The following is a 17672-nucleotide window of genomic DNA, read 5'->3' on the forward strand; positions in this document are numbered from 1 at the left end:
AATGACGCGGTGAAGTCCGCAGGTGCAGCCTACCTTGTCGCCAGCGCGACGCCGGCGAGCGTGAACAGCAGCGCTGTGATCTGGATCGGCCCGAGCGGCTCGTGCAGCGCGACTGCGGAGGCGATCACGCCGATGACAGGCACCGCCATGGTGCCGATCGCCGCCACCGAGGCCGGCAGGCGGGCAAGCGCGGCAAACCATGCGACATAGGCGACGCAGAACTGGATCAGCGTCGAATAGACCAGCAGCCACCAGCCGACCGTCGTGATGCGGTCGATATGCGTGGTCTCGATCAGGAAGCCGACGATCGCGATCGGCACGCAGCCGAGGCCGATCTGCCAGGCCGCCGCCGGGATCGGCGGCATCACCAGCGGATATTTCTTCGCCAGCACCGTGCCGAGCGCAAAGCCGAACGCGCCGCCGAGCGCCATGATGATTCCCGGCAGCTTCTCCTCGCTCGCGGAAATCCCGTTGCCGCCCATGATCGCGGCGAGCCCCGCGAACGCCATGACGAGCGCGATGGTCCGCAGCAGCGTCGGCCGCTCGCCGAGCACCGGCCAGGCCAACAGCGAGGCCCACACCGGCATGGTGTAGGCGATCAGCGCGGTCTCGCTCGCCGGCAGCCAGAGCAGCGCCAGCCCCATCAGCACCATCCAGCCGGTAACGTTGAGCGCCGCATACAGCACAAGGCGCGGCCACAGCTTGGCCTCGACATGCAGGCTCTGGGAACGGATCAGCGCCAGCACGGCGAGCAGCGCGGCGCCGATCACCCCGGTGGTGCCGCGGAGCGTCAGCGGCGGCAGCTCGCTGAGCAGGAATTTGGTGGACGGCCAGTTGAACCCCCAGCCCACCGAGGTGATGGCGAGGAACATCAGGCCGGCGGGCGCAAGGCGCGGCCGCGCGTGAGGCTTCTTGTCTGTCATGGAACCCGGCAAGGGCATGAAAAGGATGTGAGTCGGCCGCACCTTGCCCGCGATTTTGTCGCCCGACCATCACGCCTCTGACATGCCTGATCCGTAGTTTGCCCGTAGGCCTACGTGAGTCCCAAAAATTCAACCCGGGACGGCGAATAAAAACTTCGCCTGTGAACAGCGGGGCGAAACTCCAATCCACAGGTGGAGCGAATTTTTTTGGCTTGGGAATCCCTGAGGACTCACCGATAGTTGGCTCGATCACAGGCGCGGCATCGACCCCTGTTATCCCCCTCCGTCCACCATATTTAGTGTTTGATTCAGAAACTCGTACTAGTCCTTGACGGGCGTGACGGACATGGCCTAGCTTTCAACCTGTTCGGCGCGAGTGTGTTTGGGTCCCCGCCGGTCGCTCCCACAAGGGTTCCAAAATGACCACTCCGCCAGGCCTTCGGGCCGCGGGTGAAGGGCTTTTCTGCCCTGATTTTGGGCCCAGGTCTTTTGGGCCAAGTCAGAGCGACAAACGGGCCGAGAAGGACCCGGAAACAGAGGCCGTAACCGGCCCGCGAGAAGCGTACGCGTGATGTGTCGCGTGAAGCGTTTTGGGGCGTTGAATGCATGACCTGGAGGACCCGGCCAGCCGGGCACCCCCCTAGGGATTGTGCCGCCGCAGGGCCGGGCCAAACCGGCGCCGAGCGGACGAGAGAACAGGCCGGATCCACCGGCTGAGCTGCGGATGACGGGAGGCGTGCACGCGTGTTCCGAAGTCCGCGAACAGATAACATTCCGGCAACCTGCGGGGAAACGTGGGACCGGGCAGAAGAAGTGACGGGGCTCGACCATGCGAATCGAACGACGCAACACCACCAGCGGACAATCTCCCTACGCCGGGATCAATTTCCGCCTGACCACCTCAGAGATCCGCAATCCGGACGGCTCGGTCGTGTTCCGCGCCGAGAACGTCGAGGTTCCGGAGTTCTGGTCGCAGGTCGCCTCCGACGTGCTGGCGCAGAAGTATTTCCGCAAGGCCGGCGTCGCCGCACGCCTGAAGAAGGTCGAGGAAGAGACCGTGCCGTCGTGGCTGTGGCGTTCGGTGCCGGACACCGAGGCCTTGGCGTCGCTGCCCGAGAACGAGCGCATCGTCGGTGAGACCAGCGCCAAGCAGGTGTTCGATCGCCTCGCCGGCTGCTGGACCTATTGGGGCTGGAAGGGCGGCTACTTCTCTTCGGAAGAAGATGCGCTGGCCTTCTACGACGAGCTGCGCTTTCAGCTCGCCAAGCAGATGGTCGCGCCGAACTCGCCGCAGTGGTTCAACACCGGCCTGCACTGGGCCTACGGCGTCGATGGCCCCGGCCAGGGCCACTATTACGTCGACTGGAAGACCGGCAAGCTGACCAAGTCGAAGTCGGCCTATGAGCATCCGCAGCCGCATGCCTGCTTCATCCAGGGCGTCGGCGACGACCTCGTCAACGAGGGCGGCATCATGGACCTCTGGGTGCGCGAGGCGCGCCTGTTCAAGTATGGCTCCGGCACCGGCTCCAACTTCTCCAGCCTGCGCGGCGAAGGCGAAAGGCTGTCCGGCGGCGGCCGCTCGTCCGGCCTGATGAGCTTCCTCAAGATCGGCGACCGTGCCGCGGGCGCGATCAAGTCGGGCGGCACCACCCGCCGCGCCGCCAAGATGGTCGTGGTCGATGCCGATCATCCTGACATCGAGACCTATATCGACTGGAAGGTGAAGGAGGAGCAGAAGGTCGCCGCCCTCGTCACCGGCTCCAAGATCAACCAGAAGCATCTCAAGGCCGTGATGAAGGCCTGCGTGAACTGCGAAGGCTCTGGCGACGACTGCTTCGATCCCGAGAAGAACCCGGCGCTCCGCCGCGAGATCAAGCTCGCCCGCCGCGCGCTGGTGCCGGACAACTACATCAAGCGCGTCATCCAGTTCGCCAAGCAGGGCTACAAGGAGATCTCGTTCGACACCTACGACACTGACTGGGACTCGGAGGCGTATCTGACCGTCTCCGGCCAGAACTCCAACAACTCGGTGTCGCTGAAGGACGACTTCCTGCGCGCGGTGGAAACCGACGGTGACTGGAATCTGGTGGGCCGCACCACCAAGAAAGTCACAAAAACGCTGAAGGCCCGCGACCTCTGGGAGAAGATCGGCTACGCGGCCTGGGCTTCGGCCGATCCCGGCCTGCACTTCAACACCACGATGAACGACTGGCACACCTGCAAGGCGTCCGGCGACATCCGCGCGTCCAATCCGTGCTCGGAATACATGTTCCTGGACGACACGGCGTGCAACCTCGCCTCCGCCAATTTGCTGACGTTCTACAGCACGACCACCAAGCGGTTCGACATCGAGTCCTACGAGCACCTCTGCCGGCTCTGGACCATCGTGCTCGAAATCTCGGTGATGATGGCCCAGTTCCCGTCCAAGGCGATCGCCGAACTGTCCTACGAATTCCGCACCCTCGGCCTCGGTTTTGCGAATATCGGCGGCCTGCTGATGACCATGGGCCTGCCGTATGACAGCAAGGAAGGCCGTGCGCTGTGCGGCGCGCTGACCGCGGTGATGACCGGCATCTCCTACAAGACCTCGGCGGAGATGGCCGCCGAGCTCGGCACCTTCCCGGGCTACAAGAAGAACGCCGCGCACATGCTGCGCGTGATCCGCAACCACCGCCGCGCCGCCCATGGCAACGCGACCGGCTATGAAGCGCTCTCGGTCAACCCGGTGCCGCTCGATCACGCCTCCTGCCCGCAGGCCGACATCGTCGCGCATGCCAAGCTGGCGTGGGACGACGCGCTCGCGCTCGGTGAGGTCAACGGCTATCGCAACGCCCAGACCACGGTCGTGGCGCCGACCGGCACCATCGGCCTCGTGATGGATTGCGACACCACCGGCATCGAGCCCGACTTCGCGCTGGTGAAGTTCAAGAAGCTCGCCGGCGGCGGCTACTTCAAGATCATCAACCAGGCGGTGCCGTCAGCGCTGCGCGCGCTCGGCTATCGCGAGAGCGAGATCGCGGAGATCGAGGCCTACGCCGTCGGCCACGGCTCGCTGTCGAATGCGCCCGGGATCAACGCCTCGACGCTGAAGGCCAAGGGCTTCACCGATGAAGCCATCGCCAAGGTCGAGAAGGCGCTGCCGACCGCGTTCGACATCAAGTTCGCCTTCAACAAGTGGACCTTCGGCGAAGACTTCATCCGCGACCAGCTCGGCATCGGTGCGGAAGCGATCGCCGCCCCCGGCTTCGACCTGCTCCAGGCCACAGGCTTCACCAAGCGTGAGATCGAGGCCGCCAACGTGCACATCTGCGGCGCGATGACGGTGGAAGGTGCCCCGCATTTGAAGTCCGAGCACTATCCGGTGTTCGACTGCGCCAACCCCTGCGGCAAGATCGGCAAGCGCTACCTCTCGGTCGAGAGCCACATCCGGATGATGGCGGCCTCCCAGCCGTTCATCTCGGGCGCGATCTCCAAGACCATCAACATGCCGAACGACGCCACGGTGGAGGACTGCAAGTCCGCCTACCTGTTGTCGTGGAAGCTGGCGCTGAAGGCCAACGCGCTGTACCGCGACGGCTCGAAACTGTCGCAGCCGCTCAACTCGCAGCTCATCAGTGACGATGAGGACGAGGACGATGCGGTCGAGGCGCTCTACGAGAAGCCGATGGCCGCGCGTGCCACCCAGGTCTCGGAGAAGATCGTCGAGAAGCTGGTCGAGCGCATCGTCGTGATGCGCGAGCGCGAGAAGATGCCGGATCGCCGCAAGGGTTACACCCAGAAGGCAGTGGTCGGCGGCCACAAGGTGTACTTGCGCACCGGTGAATATGACGACGGAAGGCTCGGCGAGATCTTCATCGACATGCACAAGGAAGGCGCGGCGCTGCGCTCCTTCATCAACAATTTTGCGATCGCGGTGTCCCTCGGTCTGCAATACGGCGTGCCGCTGGAAGAGTATGTCGACGCCTTCACCTTCACCCGCTTCGAGCCCGCAGGCCCGGTGCAGGGCAACGACTCGATCAAGTACGCGACCTCGATCCTCGACTATGTCTTCCGCGAGCTCGCGGTGAGCTACATGGCGCGCTTCGACCTCGCCCATGTCGATCCGAACGAATCGGGCTTCGACGCGCTCGGCAAGGGCGTCGAGGAAGGCAAGGAGCCGGACGAGGCCCCCGCCCAGCACCAGGCGACAAAATACCTGTCGAAGGGCCTGACCCGGTCGCGCACCGACAACCTCGTCGTCATGCGCGGCGGCTCGACCGCAGTCACCGGCAACGCCGACAACGCCCCCGCCGGCGGCAGCCGCGTCACCGCGCTGTCGTCCCACGGCGCAACCTCGCGCGGCGCCTCCGACACCGTCGAAGGCGCAGTCGCCCTGAAGCAGGAAGTCAGCCACGACCTCTCGCCGACCGAGAAGCTCGAGGCCCTGCAACAGTGGAGCAAGCCCGGCACCGCCGCAGCCGTCGCCCCCAGCAAGGCGGAGCGCCGCGCCGAAGCGAAGGCCAAGGGCTACGAAGGCGAGATGTGCTCGGAGTGCGGCAACTTCACGCTGGTGCGGAACGGGACCTGCATGAAGTGCGATACTTGCGGCAGCACGACTGGGTGTTCGTGAGGCGGTAGACGAAGACCGGCTCAAGTCAGGACAATTTCTAAGACACACATGAAGGGTGGCCTGTCGGCCACCCTTTCTAATTTTTACCGTTCCGGCTCCTAGAGCGCGAGAAGGCCCCGCACGCGAAGGGCGCGGCGCATTTCATTTTTAGCTACACATCGCGCAGGTGACTGCGGATGTTTCGAGCCCAATCAACGACTTCCCCGTCTATCAATTGAACCACCAGGTTCATGCATGCCTTCGCTTCTTCAGTCATGTCCGTAATGTCTTGCACCTTGCCGAAATAGGCAGCCGGCTTCAGGCTCGTGCGAGATACATGAGAAGCGCCGTCGTCATCCCATGTGCCATGTACTAATCTCACTCGCGCGTCGTTAACACGAAAGCATCTACCGAATACGTCAGCAACTTCCTTTGCTATTGGCTCACTAGGCTCCAGCAGCGTATGAATGAAGGCTGACGTTACTCGACACAGAGCAGCAAAATCATATGACGCGGTCACAATGTGGAATTGATCAGGAGTTAGTTCCAAAAGATCGCTGAGCAAGTGCCGAATTGCGAACTCTAACTGAGAGAACTGATAGACAAATTTTCCGATCGCTTGGTACAGAACTGGATCATCCGAGAACTCTTTGATCTTTCCTTTCGGCTCCTTCATCGACATTGCCTTTCCACTGACCCGCATACTCCGTGCTATCATGTGCACGGAAAGCGTGCTATTGGGAAGCCTTTCAACCATGTGCCGATCCCATGTTACCGCTCAATACCGAAGCAGATCTCACGGCCTTACATGCTGGCGTCGTCAAGGAGAGCCTGCATATCGAATACAAAGCATCAGAAGCCATCGATAAGAAGGACGACAAGAAAAAACTAGAACTTGCGCGAGACGTGTCAGCATTCGCAAACGCTGATGGTGGTCAAATCATCTACGGCATGAAGGAGAATAAGGACCGAGAGCCCGACGGCTTGGACAATGGTCTTGACCCGCACGAATATCCTGAGATCTGGTTTGAGCAGGTCCTCCAACAGCACGTCACACCTTTGCTAGTTTCGGCAAAGCCGCGCCACGTTCCGTTGGCGAGCGGACGAGTGGCCGTAGTAATCGACATTCCGCCAGGGACGGCGATCCTTATCAAGTCGACGGCCGCTACTACCGGCGGCATAATTTCAACCGTCTGATCATGGAGCACTACGAAGTCCGCGAAGCGTTCAGACGTCTCACGACACCAGACTTATTTGTGACTCTGTCGTTCCACCAAGACAATCGACAGATGTTAGCCTTTCCTACAGGAGACGAATCTCGGCCGTTCAGCCTCATCGCTCGGATTGCGAATAGGTCGCCGCAGCCAGCCTTCCACGTTGTTGTCGACATCGGAATCGACACTGACTTTACAATTGCGTCCACTGGCGCCTTCCAGCGGTTTCAATCAGACGAGATGGTCGAAAGGACTCCGCTTAATTGGGTTCGGTGGACTATGGCAATCCGCCCCACGCTAGCAAAAGTTTCGACGGGTTGCGCTTCCGCCCTCGCTCCATGAGCTACGGCGGACAAGTCACTCACCCGCCGTACTCGCCGACGATCAAAACGGTCCCGCCTACCGCGATGCCTGGACGCGCTTTTCGAGAAGCAGCGTGCGGTCGGCGATGTCCTTCAATTCGAACGCCTGGGAGTCGAGGAACGCGACGGACCCGTTGTTGGGGTCCGCGGCGAGGCGATGGGTTTCGCTGAGATGATGCTTCAGCCAGGCCCGCTGCTCCGTGAGCAATTGCGCGTGCGCCTCGCCCTTCGAGCTGGCGAGAAGGGCTTGATAGGCGGTGTTGAGCCTCGCGTCCCACTTGTCGATTTCGGCCTTGCCGCAATCGAGCATCTTGGTTGACACCCCTTCTGCCTTGTCCATGCACGCATCATACTCGGCGCTTTGCTGCGCGCGGACCGATGAAGTCCCGAGCACGAGCATGGAAGCAACAATGACAAGCCTTCGCGAAAGCATCACCACGTCCAGATCACCCTGGCTGCGTCTTTCGACAACCATCGCCGCACAAAAGCGTCCGAAATGAGATCAAAGGAATGATGCACTGGCTATTTGGGGGGGACCGCTCGGCAGGCGTAGGGCAGATGAGCACTGCTCCTTCCGCGTTATTGCGAGGAGCTCGCGACAAAATTGCAGGGCAATTTTGCGCTGAAGCGACGAAGCAATCCATCTATCCGCGTTTGCGGCCCAATGGATTGCTTCGCGGAGCCTGTCATCCGGCGGCGCTTCGCGCCGACCGGGTGGCTCGCAATGACGGCTGGCAGCCTCCCAAAAGAGGGAAAGAGCGACTGTGACGCAGTAGAATTGGCCGTAAGCGTAATCCGCCGCTTCGCTCGAAACAGTCGCGGCGGGTCACCCTTCCGCCTTCGCTCAACGAGATCAGGCGGACAAGTCGCTAACCGCCCGGCGCAAATAGACGACGCGGCGAGCTCGGGCTACGCGTCCACCAACGCGGCAGCGGCCGAAACCCCGCCCGCCTCAACCCGCCGGTTATTCTCGTCAACGATCACCACGCGCGGACGAAACCGGCGCGCCTCCTCGGCGTCGAAGCCGGCATAGGCGACGATGATGACCTTGTCGCCCGCCAGCGCCAGGCGCGCGGCGGCGCCGTTGAGGCCGATGATGCCGGAACCCGCTTGCGCCTCGATCACATAGGTCGAGAACCGCGCGCCGGTGTCGATGTTGTAGATGTCGACGCGTTCGTTGATCAGGAAGCCCGCGGCATCGATCAGGTTCCGGTCGATCGAGATCGAGCCCTCGTAGTGCAAGTCCGCTTCGGTCACACGCGCGCGATGAATCTTGCCCTTCATCAAAGTCACTTGCATCGAGGCCATCCCGTATCGTTGCATCGGAATTTTCCGGGCTCGCCAATAAGGATTGCGCGGCCCGCGGTCAATACGCGTCGCGCGAAAGGCGCCTCGCGGTGTTTCCGTGCGTCGATAGGTTTATTCTGAGATCGCCGATTGCGTTGGATGGATTATGTGGCTGTTGCGACGCTTCCGAAATAATCGCGCTGCAATTCGCCTTTCAGGGAGCATGACATTATCTTGCCATTGACTGGCCGGCGGCGCGCGTGGGGCGGCTTACGGTTTAAAGGCTCGTCGGCGTAGTCCGCTATTTCGCCCAGTCGCGGCGGGTTACGCTTCCGCCTTCGCTCGAAGAGCTACGGCGGACAAGTCGCTAACCCGCCCTACTCGCTACAATGATATAAGTACCATTTGGTACAGCTTGGAGCCGAGCAAATGAAGTTGCTCAAGTGCCGATTCCTTCTGATTGCGCTGGCCTGCCTCTTGTGGATTTCAAGGTGTATGGCAGATAAACTCACGGTTACGGTCAGCACCGTGATGGCAACATATGACAAGCAAACAGGGAAGCCAGTCGTGTACGTAATCTTCCCGCAGGCTTCGTATGAACCGCTTCTCAAATGGAGCCAGAACAATGTCGGTAAGACGGTCGAACTTCTCATTAACGGCCAAGTCGTTCATCGGACGATGTTGAAAGAGCCGTTATACGACAGAAAACTTGTGTTCAGCGAACCTGACTGGACCGACCTAGCGGAGGCAAACGCCCTTAGGCGACAATTCGTCAAATCCCCGCATGGACAAGTTGAGCTCAGGTCGTCATCACAATCCAATTAGCAAGCGTAGGGCGGATTAGCGAAGCGTAATCCGCCGTTTTGCCGGCAACAGTCGCGGCGGGTTACGCTTCCGCCTTCGCTCAATGAGCTACGGCGGACAGGTCGCTAACCCGCCCTACTCGCTGGCTGCTGATGGAAGCGCACGACGCGCCTCCGCAGACCTCACGCCGCCTTCGCAGTCTTGTCTTCCGCCGGCGCCGTCTCCATGGCGCGCATGTAGAGATCGAGCAGGCTTTCTCGCTCGTCGCGCTCGTCCTGGTCCTGCTTGCGCAGCTTGATGATCTCCTTGAGGATCTTCACGTCGAAGCCTTCGCCCTTCGCCTCCGAGAAGACTTCCTTCTTCTGCTCGCTCAGTTCCTGGATCTCAGTGTCCAGGTTCTCGATCCGCTCGACGAAGGAACGAATTTTTCCGCCGGGAATGGTGATGTCGGACATGGTGCCTCCTGCTGAATGAGGTGGTGAAAATGAAAGCAAAGAGATGACCAATGTCTTAACCGTGCGGTCGCCGCGGCGTCGGTATTGTAGGATGGGTGGAGCGAAGCGATACCCATCGATTTTCGTCCGCGGCAGCAATGATGGGTTTCGCTTCGCTCTACCCATCCTACGAAGCGTATGCGCAACAAATCACTCAGGCACCGTCAGCCACACGCAACGTGATCCGCGTCAATTCGGACGGCCGGCCGAGCCGCAGGGCGAAGCCCGGCCAGAGCGCGGTGCCGTTGTTGACGTAGAGCGTCATCCCGTCGACGTCGTAGCGGCCCGAGACGAAGCCGGCATTGGCGCGCGCGGCCAGGCGGTCGATCCCCAGGATCAATCCGCCATGGGTGTGCCCGGAGAGTTGCAGGGCGACGCCAAGCCGCGCCGCCTTTCGCGCGTCGCTCGGCTGGTGGTCGAGCAGGATGACGGGCGCGCCCTTGGGGGCGCCTTCGAGCACCGCGGCAAGGTCGCGGATCGAATGCCCCCGGTGGCGCGACGCGCGATCGGTAATCCCAGCGATCACTAGGCGGCCGCCGCCGCGTTCGAGCACGATGTGCCGGTTCTCGAGCGAGCGCAGGCCCAACTCGGCGTAGTGCGCCATCCAGCCGTCATAGCCGAAAATATATTCGTGATTGCCCGAGATCACGTAGACGCCGTCGGCGGCCATCAGGTCGCCCAACGGTGCGATGTCGCTCCGCCGCGCATCGATGGTGCCGTCGATCAGATCGCCGGTGATCGCGATCAGGTCCACGCCGAGCTTGTTCGACCGCGCGACGACCTCGCGCGCCCATGACGCGGGAAACAGCCGACTGATGTGCAGATCGGTCAGGTGCAGGATGGCGTAGCCGTCGAATTCTGGCGGCAGTCCGCGGATGGCGACTTCGATATCCTTCAAGGGCGGAATGCGCATCGCCTGCTGGACGCCGATCGCAGCGGCTATGGCCGCCACGCCGGCAATCGCGTAGCGGACGCCGTCAGGCGCTCCCACGAAGCCACCGTGGATCACCGCGGCGACGATCAGCCCGGCATCGAGCGCCAGCTGCAGCAGCGCCAGCAGCATGATCGCGCCGAACGCCCAGTTGAACAGCGCGACCACCGGACGTGGAAACTCCGGCGAGAATTCCGATCCCGACGACAGCCTGTTCCAGCGGTGAAACTGCAAGGCGACCAGCACCAGCAACGCTGCGACGATCTTTGCCGGAAGCGGCCAGTCGAGCGGCCAGATGAAGCGGGCCAGGATCAAGAGGCTGGTCAGGCCGAAAATGAGTTGGGGAATAGGTCTCGCTCCGGATCGGATCGGTTAAGGCTGTGCAGGGCGAAGGTAGGGTGGATCGGCCGCAGGCGTAAGCCGCTTTCATCAGCACATTTTCGGCATGTGGCGGTTCGCTCAGACGCCCTGCGCGCAGGCCACCCCTGTATCATGGCGCAAACGCCGGAAGCGCCCCATCAGTCTTCGATATCGGCGATGCGCCTGAGCACGATCACGATGGCGAGGACCAAGCCAAGTACGCCGCCGGCAACTCCGGCCAGACCAGAGCCGAAGGCACCACTGACATCCCGGTCGGACAGAGCGAACACCACCACTTCAGCGACAAGGCCCATGCCCAGCGTCAGGGCCACGATGATTGCGACGGATTTGAAAAATTCGATCGCAAATCGAACTGCCATATCTTCCAAGGCGTCGAGCGCGCGGGTCATACGACTGTTCGGACGAGGCGCGGCCGGGCGACGCGCGCTTCGATGCGGTCCGATTGAGGCGCCGGAGGAGGCAGTGCCGATCAATCGGTTCGCGCGGGAATTGTCGTTGGGGTCATCGAGGGCTCCGATGTCCAGTTTGAGTTCTCGGCGCAGAATCAGCGTGACAAGCAGCGCAAGACATAAAAGGACGGCCAGGCCAGCCCAGATATTGAAGCTACCTGCCAACAAGACCAGAAAGACGCTGGCCCACCCCAACGCCTCGCCACAAAAGTAACCCACCGCCCATGTGACGACATCGGCGAAGGACTGTTTTCCTTTGGGGGCGAAATCCGCCGGCCTCATCGGTTGCCTTTCGACGCTCCGCTACCTGCACGATCAGCCGCTCGCTTCACCAAGATGTGGAGCGCCGGCCGCCGGGCGCAATCCTTTCGCACGCCGCACCGGCTGAGATCGCAGAGGCGGCTGCAACGAAACGGCCGTTGCTTATGGCTGAGATGAGGCCCACCTCGCCTGTCCAGGATGGTCAAAAGCCCCTACAAAATAGAACTTGAACATTGCTCATTCTTCCGACTATTATTGAACAATGTTCATTTTTATTGGAGCCGACGATGCAAACGACCTTCCGGATGGACGGATTGACCGGGTCCGCGCGGCCCGTGAAACCGTGGATGAAAGTCACCCCGGCGATCGTCACGATCGGCATCATCGCGGCATTCGCGGTGCATGGACGCATTGCGCAGCCGGCCAACTACAACGATTTCGCCGACCACTCGGCTCTCCTGGGCATCCCCCACGCAGGCGACGTGCTGTCCAACATCGGCTTCGCCCTGGTCGCGATCTGGGGCTGGCTGACGCTCTGGCCTCACCGCAACAGCGATCAGCTCCGCGCCGGATGGCCGGGCTATCGCCTGTTCCTGATCGGCCTGTTCCTGACCGTGTTCGGCTCCGCCTTCTTTCACCTCGCCCCCGGCAATGGCCGGCTGACCTGGGACATGCTGCCGATCGCGCTGGCGGGCGCGGGCCTGCTGGTCGGCGTTCGCGGTGACACGCAAAGAGGGTCGAACACCAACATCGAAGCGATCGGTCTCGCGCTCTTCGCCGCAGCCGGCGTCGTATGGTGGGTCTATACAGATCGGCATGGCGCGGGCGACCTGCGGCCGTATCTGCTGCTGCAGGTCCTCCCGCTCGTCCTGATCCCGCTCTGGCAGTCGATCCATCGCGCGCCGCGCACTGAGCGCATCGCCTTCGCCGCCGCGATGGGGCTGTACGTCCTGGCCAAGCTCGCCGAGGTGCTCGACCATCAGATCGCGAACACGCTTGGCTTCGTCAGCGGCCACACCTTGAAGCATCTGATCGCGACGGCAGCCACGGCCGCAATTGTCTGGGGTGTGACGCGACGGCTCTCGAAAGCCGAGCGTAGCTTGTAGGATGGGTGGAGCGCAGCGATACCCATCGCTTGCTCGCCAAGGTCACCGATGATGGGTTTCGCTTCCGCCTTCGCTCGTCGAGCTACGGCGGACAAGTCGCTCTACCCATCCTACGCGACCTGCACAATTTCGGAATAATGGAAAAATACCGCTGATTTGCCCGACGCGTCAAGTCGCTTGTCCGGGTGCCCGCGGCAACCGCTGCTTTGCATGGGGTTGTTTTCGATATTTTGGGGCGCGCAGCTTTGCGGTCGCATCCGGCGGATTGACCCCCACGCGGACCGTATCCATATGCAACTGCATGAACCGGCTGCCCGCGCCGTTTCGCCCCCACCTGGACACAGCCAAATACCACCGGCTCCCCGTCCCTAACGCTCCGGAGCTCTCGTGGCCGCCCTCTCCATCCTCGACCTCGTCCGCGTCACCGAAGAGACCGATGCGCGCGGCGCGCTGTACAATGCGCGCGATGTCGCCCGCCATGCCGAGGCGCTCGGCTATCGCCGCATCTGGGTGGCGGAGCACCACAACATGGCGGGGATCGCGAGTGCGGCGACCTCGGTCGTGATCGGGCATATCGCGGCGGGCACCAGCACCATCCGGGTCGGCGCCGGCGGCATCATGCTGCCGAACCACGCGCCCTACGTGATCGCCGAGCAGTTCGGCACGCTGGCGCGGCTGTTTCCGGACCGGATCGACCTCGGGCTGGGTCGCGCGCCGGGCACCGATCAGCTGACCTTGCGCGCGCTGCGCCGCACGCCTGAATCGGCCGAGAACTTTCCGCAGGACGTGCTCGAGGTGCAGGCCTTCCTCGCCGCAGCCGGTCCCAACCAGCGCATCCAGGCGGTGCCCGCCGCGGGCACCGACGTGCCGCTGTGGATTCTCGGCTCGAGCAATTTTGGCGCGATGCTGGCCGGCGAACTCGGCCTGCCCTACGCCTTCGCCTCGCACTTCGCTCCCGAGCTGTTGCTCCAGGCGCTGCAGATCTATCGCGCGCGCTTCAAGCCGTCGGAGCAGTTACAGCGTCCCTACACCATGGTCGGCGTCAACATCATCGCCGCCGACACCGATGAGGAAGCGCGGCGCCTTGCGACCACGCAGCAGATGTCGTTCACCAACATCTTCCGCGGCGCGCGCGGCCTCAGCCAGCCGCCGATCGACGACATCGAGACCTACTGGTCGCCACAGGAGAAAGTCCAGGCGATGCGGATGCTGGAGCGCTCCATCATCGGCTCGCCCGAGACGGTGCGCGCAGGCATCGACGCGCTGGTCGCCGAGACCGGCGCCGACGAATTGATGATCGTGTCCGACGTCTACGATCACCAGAAGCGGCTGCGCTCGTTCGAGCTGATCGCGAAAGCCGGCGGGATCACGCCGTAAATGTAGCCCGCACTATCACTTGGGCAGACCGGCAGGCGCCTGCGACTGCGCGAGCTTGCCCACCGTCACGTTCAACGAATTCGGCGCATTGTCGCGAACCATGGCGAGCTTGACCGAACTGCCCGGCGCCGCCGCATAGACTTTCTTGGTCAATTCGTTCGCGCTCTTGATCGGCTCGTCATTGACCGAGGTGATGACGTCGCCGCGTTTCAATCCGGCCTTCGCCGCCGGGCCGCCATTCTGGACGCCGACCACGACCGCGCCGCGCTGATTGTTCACACCCAAGCTCTCGGCAATGTCGGGGGTGACCGATTGAACCTCGGCACCCATCCAGCCGCGCGTCACCGCGCCCTTCTCCTTCAGCTGTGGCACCACGGTCTTCACGGTATCGGCGGGGATCGCAAAGGCAACACCGACCGAACCGCCCGATGGCGAGACGATCATGCTGTTCACACCGATCACCTCGCCATGCACGTTGAAGCTCGGCCCGCCGGAATCGCCGCGGTTGATCCGCGCATCGATCTGCACGAAATCCTCCGACGGACCGGTCTCGAGGTCGCGCGCACGCGCCGAGACGATGCCGGCATTGAAGGTATTTCCGAGGCCGAACGAATTGCCCGCCGCGAGCACCCAATCGCCGGCGCGCAGCGGTTGATCGGCGAATTTGACATAGGTGAAGTCGATCCGCCCATCGACCTTGAGCAGCGCCAGATCGCTGACGGAGTCCTTGCCGAGGACTTTCGCCTTGTAGACCTTGTTGTCGTTGGTGCGGACATCGGCCGTGTCGCTGCCCGCCAGCAGGTGATTGTTGGTCACCGCATAGCCGTCCGCGGAGATGAAGAAGCCCGAACCGATCGAGGTCATCTCGGTCGGCTTCGGCATATTGCCCCCGCCGCGCCGGCCGGGCCCCGGAACAACCTGGCCCGGCATGTCCTGATCGGATCCGTCCGGCCCAAGGGAGTGCCCGGGGGAATTATCGTCGTCAGCGGCAACCACCGTGGCGCTCACGCCGATCACGGCCGGCCCGACCTTCTCCACGAGGTCGGCAAACCCTGCAGGCCCGGCATCGCCACGGTCCGCACCTGAATGCACCGGCTGCGCGTGGGCGAGAGTTGCCCTCGCCAGCAGTGCTGACGAGAAGGCGGCGCTGGTGACCGACATGCGAAGCCTGACGAGAGCCGAGTTTCCGTGCATCATCTTCCGCGTCCATGGTTTGGATCAGCCGTCAGCGGGCCGCTCCCCGCAGGCGGGGGGCCGCAACGCCGAGCGACGAATGGCAACAGATAGCCGGTCCGACCGTTCCACCGGCATCTGCGCTCGGCGGCAAACTCGCCGGCCCTGCATTCGATCCGCCGTTTTTTCGCGACGAATCGCCGGGTTTTCCCTTGCGTTCCCCGTCTACGACCCTACGGTGCGCCCGGTCACGATGGAGATGATGTCGAGCAATGGACGCTGCCATGAACTGCCCGAAATGCAATTCAGAGCATGCTTATCAGGATGGCGCGCTCTGGGTTTGCCCGGAATGCGCCCATGAATGGAGCGCGGAGGCGGCTGCAACTGCCGCGACCGCGCAGGAAGCAGGCGTGCGCGATGCGCATGGCAACCCGCTGATCGACGGCGACAGTGTCATCGTCATCAAGGACCTCAAGGTCAAGGGCTCGTCGTCGGTCGTCAAGGGCGGCACCAAGGTCAGGAACATCCGCCTCACCGAAGGCAGCGACGGACACAACATCGCCTGCAAGATCGACGGCATCGGCGCGATGAACCTGAAGTCCGAGTTCGTCAAGAAAGCCTAGCACGCACCGGGCGCACCAGCCGACCACCCGCCTATTTGCTCGCGATCTCGCTCGCCGAGACCAAGATCACATCGCCATCGAGGATCGGCTTCGCCACCTCGAAGAACCGCGCCACGGCCGGCGAATTGTTGTGCCGGTCCATGGCGGCCTGATCGACGTATCGCTCATAGGTCGCGAACACGCAAGCGTCGGCGGCATCCTGCGAGACGTAATAGCCGACGGTCGATGGCTCGTTGGCCCGGACATGCGCGACGACGTCGAGCAACGCCTGCCGCATCGTGGCCTCGTGGCCCTTCTTGGCGCGGATGACCGCCGTGATCGTCAACATGCTGCGTCTCCCGCCCTACGCCTTCGCTCACACCCTGCTCAACGCCTGCGCGATGTCCGCCACGAGATCGGACGGATGCTCGATCCCGATCGACAGCCGGATCGTCGTATCGAGTACGCCGATCTTCTTCCTGATATCCGCGGGCACGCCGGAATGCGTCATCGTCGCGGGCAGGCTCGCAAGCGACTCGGTGCCACCAAGGCTCACCGCGAGCTTGAATATCTGCAGGCTGTTGAGGAATCTTTCCGCGGCCTCTTGCCCGCCGACGATGTCGAACGAGAAGGTCGAACCGGCGCCGCTGCTCTGACTGGCGAACACGCGCCCCGCCGGCGAGGCCGCGTCGTGATGGCCGAGATAATGCACCGTAGCTACCTTGGGATGGTCACGCAGATAGTCGGCGACGATCCGCGCATTGCGGTCGGCCTTTTCCATGCGCAGGCTCAGCGTCTCCAGCGAACGGCTGATCATCCAGCAGGAATGCGGATCGAGCTGGGTGCCGATCGCGCCGCGCAGCGCCTTGACGTCCTTCATCAGCTTCTTGGAGCCGAGCGCCGCACCCGCGATCAGGTCGGAATGGCCGCCGACATATTTGGTCAGCGAGTACAGCGACAGATCGGCGCCGTGCTCGATCGGGCGCTGAAACACCGGCCCGAGCAGCGTGTTGTCGCAGGCGATGATCGGGATAAAGCCCTGCGCCTTGCCGATCGTGTCGGCGACGCGCCTGGTCAGCGCGATATCGACCAGGCCGTTGGTCGGATTGGCCGGCGTCTCGATGAAGATCATCGCGACGCGGCCTTTCTTCATCGCTTCGTCGGCGGCGGCGCGCACGACGCTTTCGTCGAGGCCGTCGGCAAAGCCCACGGCGCCGATCGAGAACGCCGCCAGCGTCTTGGTGAACAGCGTCTCGGTGCCGCCATAGAGCGGTTGCGAATGCAGGATCACGTCGCCGGGCCGCGCGAAGGCAAGCACCGTGGTCGAGATCGCCGACATCCCGGAGGAAAACAGCGCGCAGCTCTCGGTGCGCTCATAGATCGCAAGCCGGTCCTCGACAATCTCGCTGTTCGGATGATTGAAGCGGGAATAGACCAGCCCCGCCCCCATGCCTTCCGGAGGCTCGCGACGGCCCGCGACGAAATCGAAGAAGTCCTTGCCGTCCTCGGCGGTCCGGAACACGAAGGTCGAGGTCAGGAATACCGGAGGCTTGACGGCGCCCTCCGACAATTGCGGATCGTAGCCGTAGTTCAGCATCTGGGTTTCCGGATGCAGCAGATGGTTGCCGATATGGGTTTTGGACGGAAACGGTTTTGTCATGGCCGGTCTCCTGTTCGCGAGACCGCCGCGCCGGCGGCGATTCCCGAAAATGATGCGACC

16 protein-coding genes are annotated in these 17672 nt (G+C 62.8%); 6 read left to right on the forward strand and 10 right to left on the reverse strand.

The window, feature by feature from the left end:
* Nucleotides 1-29: 29 nt before the first annotated feature.
* Entirely contained in the window at nt 30-923 is an 894-nt protein-coding gene (locus FBZ93_RS01390; protein WP_146984218.1) for a DMT family transporter, read from the reverse strand.
* A gap of 829 nt (nt 924-1752) precedes the next feature.
* Here FBZ93_RS01390 and FBZ93_RS01395 point away from each other — a divergent pair.
* Nucleotides 1753-5532 (forward strand): vitamin B12-dependent ribonucleotide reductase, encoded by a 3780-nt coding sequence (locus FBZ93_RS01395; protein ID WP_146984219.1) that lies wholly within the window; start codon nt 1753-1755, stop codon nt 5530-5532.
* 151 nt (nt 5533-5683) lie between these two features.
* Here FBZ93_RS01395 and FBZ93_RS01400 read toward each other — a convergent pair whose 3' ends face one another.
* The gene (locus FBZ93_RS01400; protein ID WP_146984220.1) at nt 5684-6193 is read right to left on the reverse strand and encodes a hypothetical protein; all 510 of its coding nucleotides are present in this window, start codon (nt 6191-6193) and stop codon (nt 5684-5686) included.
* A gap of 86 nt (nt 6194-6279) precedes the next feature.
* Between FBZ93_RS01400 and FBZ93_RS01405 the strand changes: the two genes are divergently transcribed.
* The gene (locus FBZ93_RS01405) at nt 6280-6708 is read left to right on the forward strand and encodes an AlbA family DNA-binding domain-containing protein (protein WP_146984221.1); all 429 of its coding nucleotides are present in this window, start codon (nt 6280-6282) and stop codon (nt 6706-6708) included.
* 416 nt (nt 6709-7124) lie between these two features.
* On the opposite strand, the gene FBZ93_RS01410 is transcribed toward FBZ93_RS01405, so the two are convergent.
* Complete coding sequence (locus tag FBZ93_RS01410) at nt 7125-7562, reverse strand: lysozyme inhibitor LprI family protein (RefSeq protein ID WP_349643248.1); 438 nt, start codon at nt 7560-7562, stop codon at nt 7125-7127.
* A 434-nt stretch (nt 7563-7996) separates the two neighbouring features.
* On the reverse strand, nt 7997-8386 hold the full coding sequence (panD, locus tag FBZ93_RS01415; protein WP_146984222.1) for an aspartate 1-decarboxylase: 390 nt from the start codon (nt 8384-8386) through the stop codon (nt 7997-7999).
* A 417-nt stretch (nt 8387-8803) separates the two neighbouring features.
* Between panD and FBZ93_RS01420 the strand changes: the two genes are divergently transcribed.
* Nucleotides 8804-9199: a hypothetical protein gene (locus FBZ93_RS01420; RefSeq protein WP_146984223.1), complete on the forward strand. Its 396-nt coding sequence runs from the start codon at nt 8804-8806 to the stop codon at nt 9197-9199.
* A gap of 161 nt (nt 9200-9360) precedes the next feature.
* On the opposite strand, the gene FBZ93_RS01425 is transcribed toward FBZ93_RS01420, so the two are convergent.
* The 3 genes from FBZ93_RS01425 to FBZ93_RS40430 form a co-directional block, all read right to left on the reverse strand.
* Nucleotides 9361-9633 carry a DUF2312 domain-containing protein gene (locus tag FBZ93_RS01425; RefSeq protein ID WP_146984224.1) on the reverse strand — a complete coding sequence of 91 codons (273 nt, stop codon included), beginning with the start codon at nt 9631-9633 and terminating at the stop codon, nt 9361-9363.
* A gap of 193 nt (nt 9634-9826) precedes the next feature.
* Nucleotides 9827-10951: a metallophosphoesterase gene (locus tag FBZ93_RS01430; protein ID WP_146984225.1), complete on the reverse strand. Its 1125-nt coding sequence runs from the start codon at nt 10949-10951 to the stop codon at nt 9827-9829.
* Between the two features lie 170 nt (nt 10952-11121).
* Nucleotides 11122-11715, reverse strand: coding sequence for a hypothetical protein (locus tag FBZ93_RS40430; protein ID WP_167528870.1), 594 nt, complete (start codon nt 11713-11715; stop codon nt 11122-11124).
* Between the two features lie 326 nt (nt 11716-12041).
* Between FBZ93_RS40430 and FBZ93_RS01440 the strand changes: the two genes are divergently transcribed.
* Together FBZ93_RS01440 and FBZ93_RS01445 are read left to right on the forward strand one after the other, a co-directional pair.
* On the forward strand, nt 12042-12800 hold the full coding sequence (locus FBZ93_RS01440; RefSeq protein WP_146984226.1) for an alkaline phytoceramidase: 759 nt from the start codon (nt 12042-12044) through the stop codon (nt 12798-12800).
* Between the two features lie 387 nt (nt 12801-13187).
* Nucleotides 13188-14177: an LLM class flavin-dependent oxidoreductase gene (locus FBZ93_RS01445; protein WP_146984227.1), complete on the forward strand. Its 990-nt coding sequence runs from the start codon at nt 13188-13190 to the stop codon at nt 14175-14177.
* A 15-nt stretch (nt 14178-14192) separates the two neighbouring features.
* Here the strand turns inward: FBZ93_RS01445 and FBZ93_RS01450 are convergent, their stop codons facing one another.
* The gene (locus FBZ93_RS01450; protein ID WP_146984228.1) at nt 14193-15374 is read right to left on the reverse strand and encodes a S1C family serine protease; all 1182 of its coding nucleotides are present in this window, start codon (nt 15372-15374) and stop codon (nt 14193-14195) included.
* Between the two features lie 248 nt (nt 15375-15622).
* Between FBZ93_RS01450 and FBZ93_RS01455 the strand changes: the two genes are divergently transcribed.
* On the forward strand, nt 15623-15973 hold the full coding sequence (locus FBZ93_RS01455; protein ID WP_146984229.1) for a zinc ribbon domain-containing protein YjdM: 351 nt from the start codon (nt 15623-15625) through the stop codon (nt 15971-15973).
* 31 nt (nt 15974-16004) lie between these two features.
* On the opposite strand, the gene FBZ93_RS01460 is transcribed toward FBZ93_RS01455, so the two are convergent.
* Together FBZ93_RS01460 and FBZ93_RS01465 are read right to left on the reverse strand one after the other, a co-directional pair.
* Complete coding sequence (locus tag FBZ93_RS01460) at nt 16005-16301, reverse strand: putative quinol monooxygenase (RefSeq protein ID WP_146984230.1); 297 nt, start codon at nt 16299-16301, stop codon at nt 16005-16007.
* A 27-nt stretch (nt 16302-16328) separates the two neighbouring features.
* On the reverse strand, nt 16329-17612 hold the full coding sequence (locus FBZ93_RS01465) for a cystathionine gamma-synthase family protein (RefSeq protein ID WP_146984231.1): 1284 nt from the start codon (nt 17610-17612) through the stop codon (nt 16329-16331).
* Nucleotides 17613-17672: the final 60 nt, after the last annotated feature.

Origin of the sequence: Bradyrhizobium macuxiense, from assembly GCF_007993935.1 — a bacterium.
Lineage (GTDB): Bacteria > Pseudomonadota > Alphaproteobacteria > Rhizobiales > Xanthobacteraceae > Bradyrhizobium > Bradyrhizobium macuxiense_A.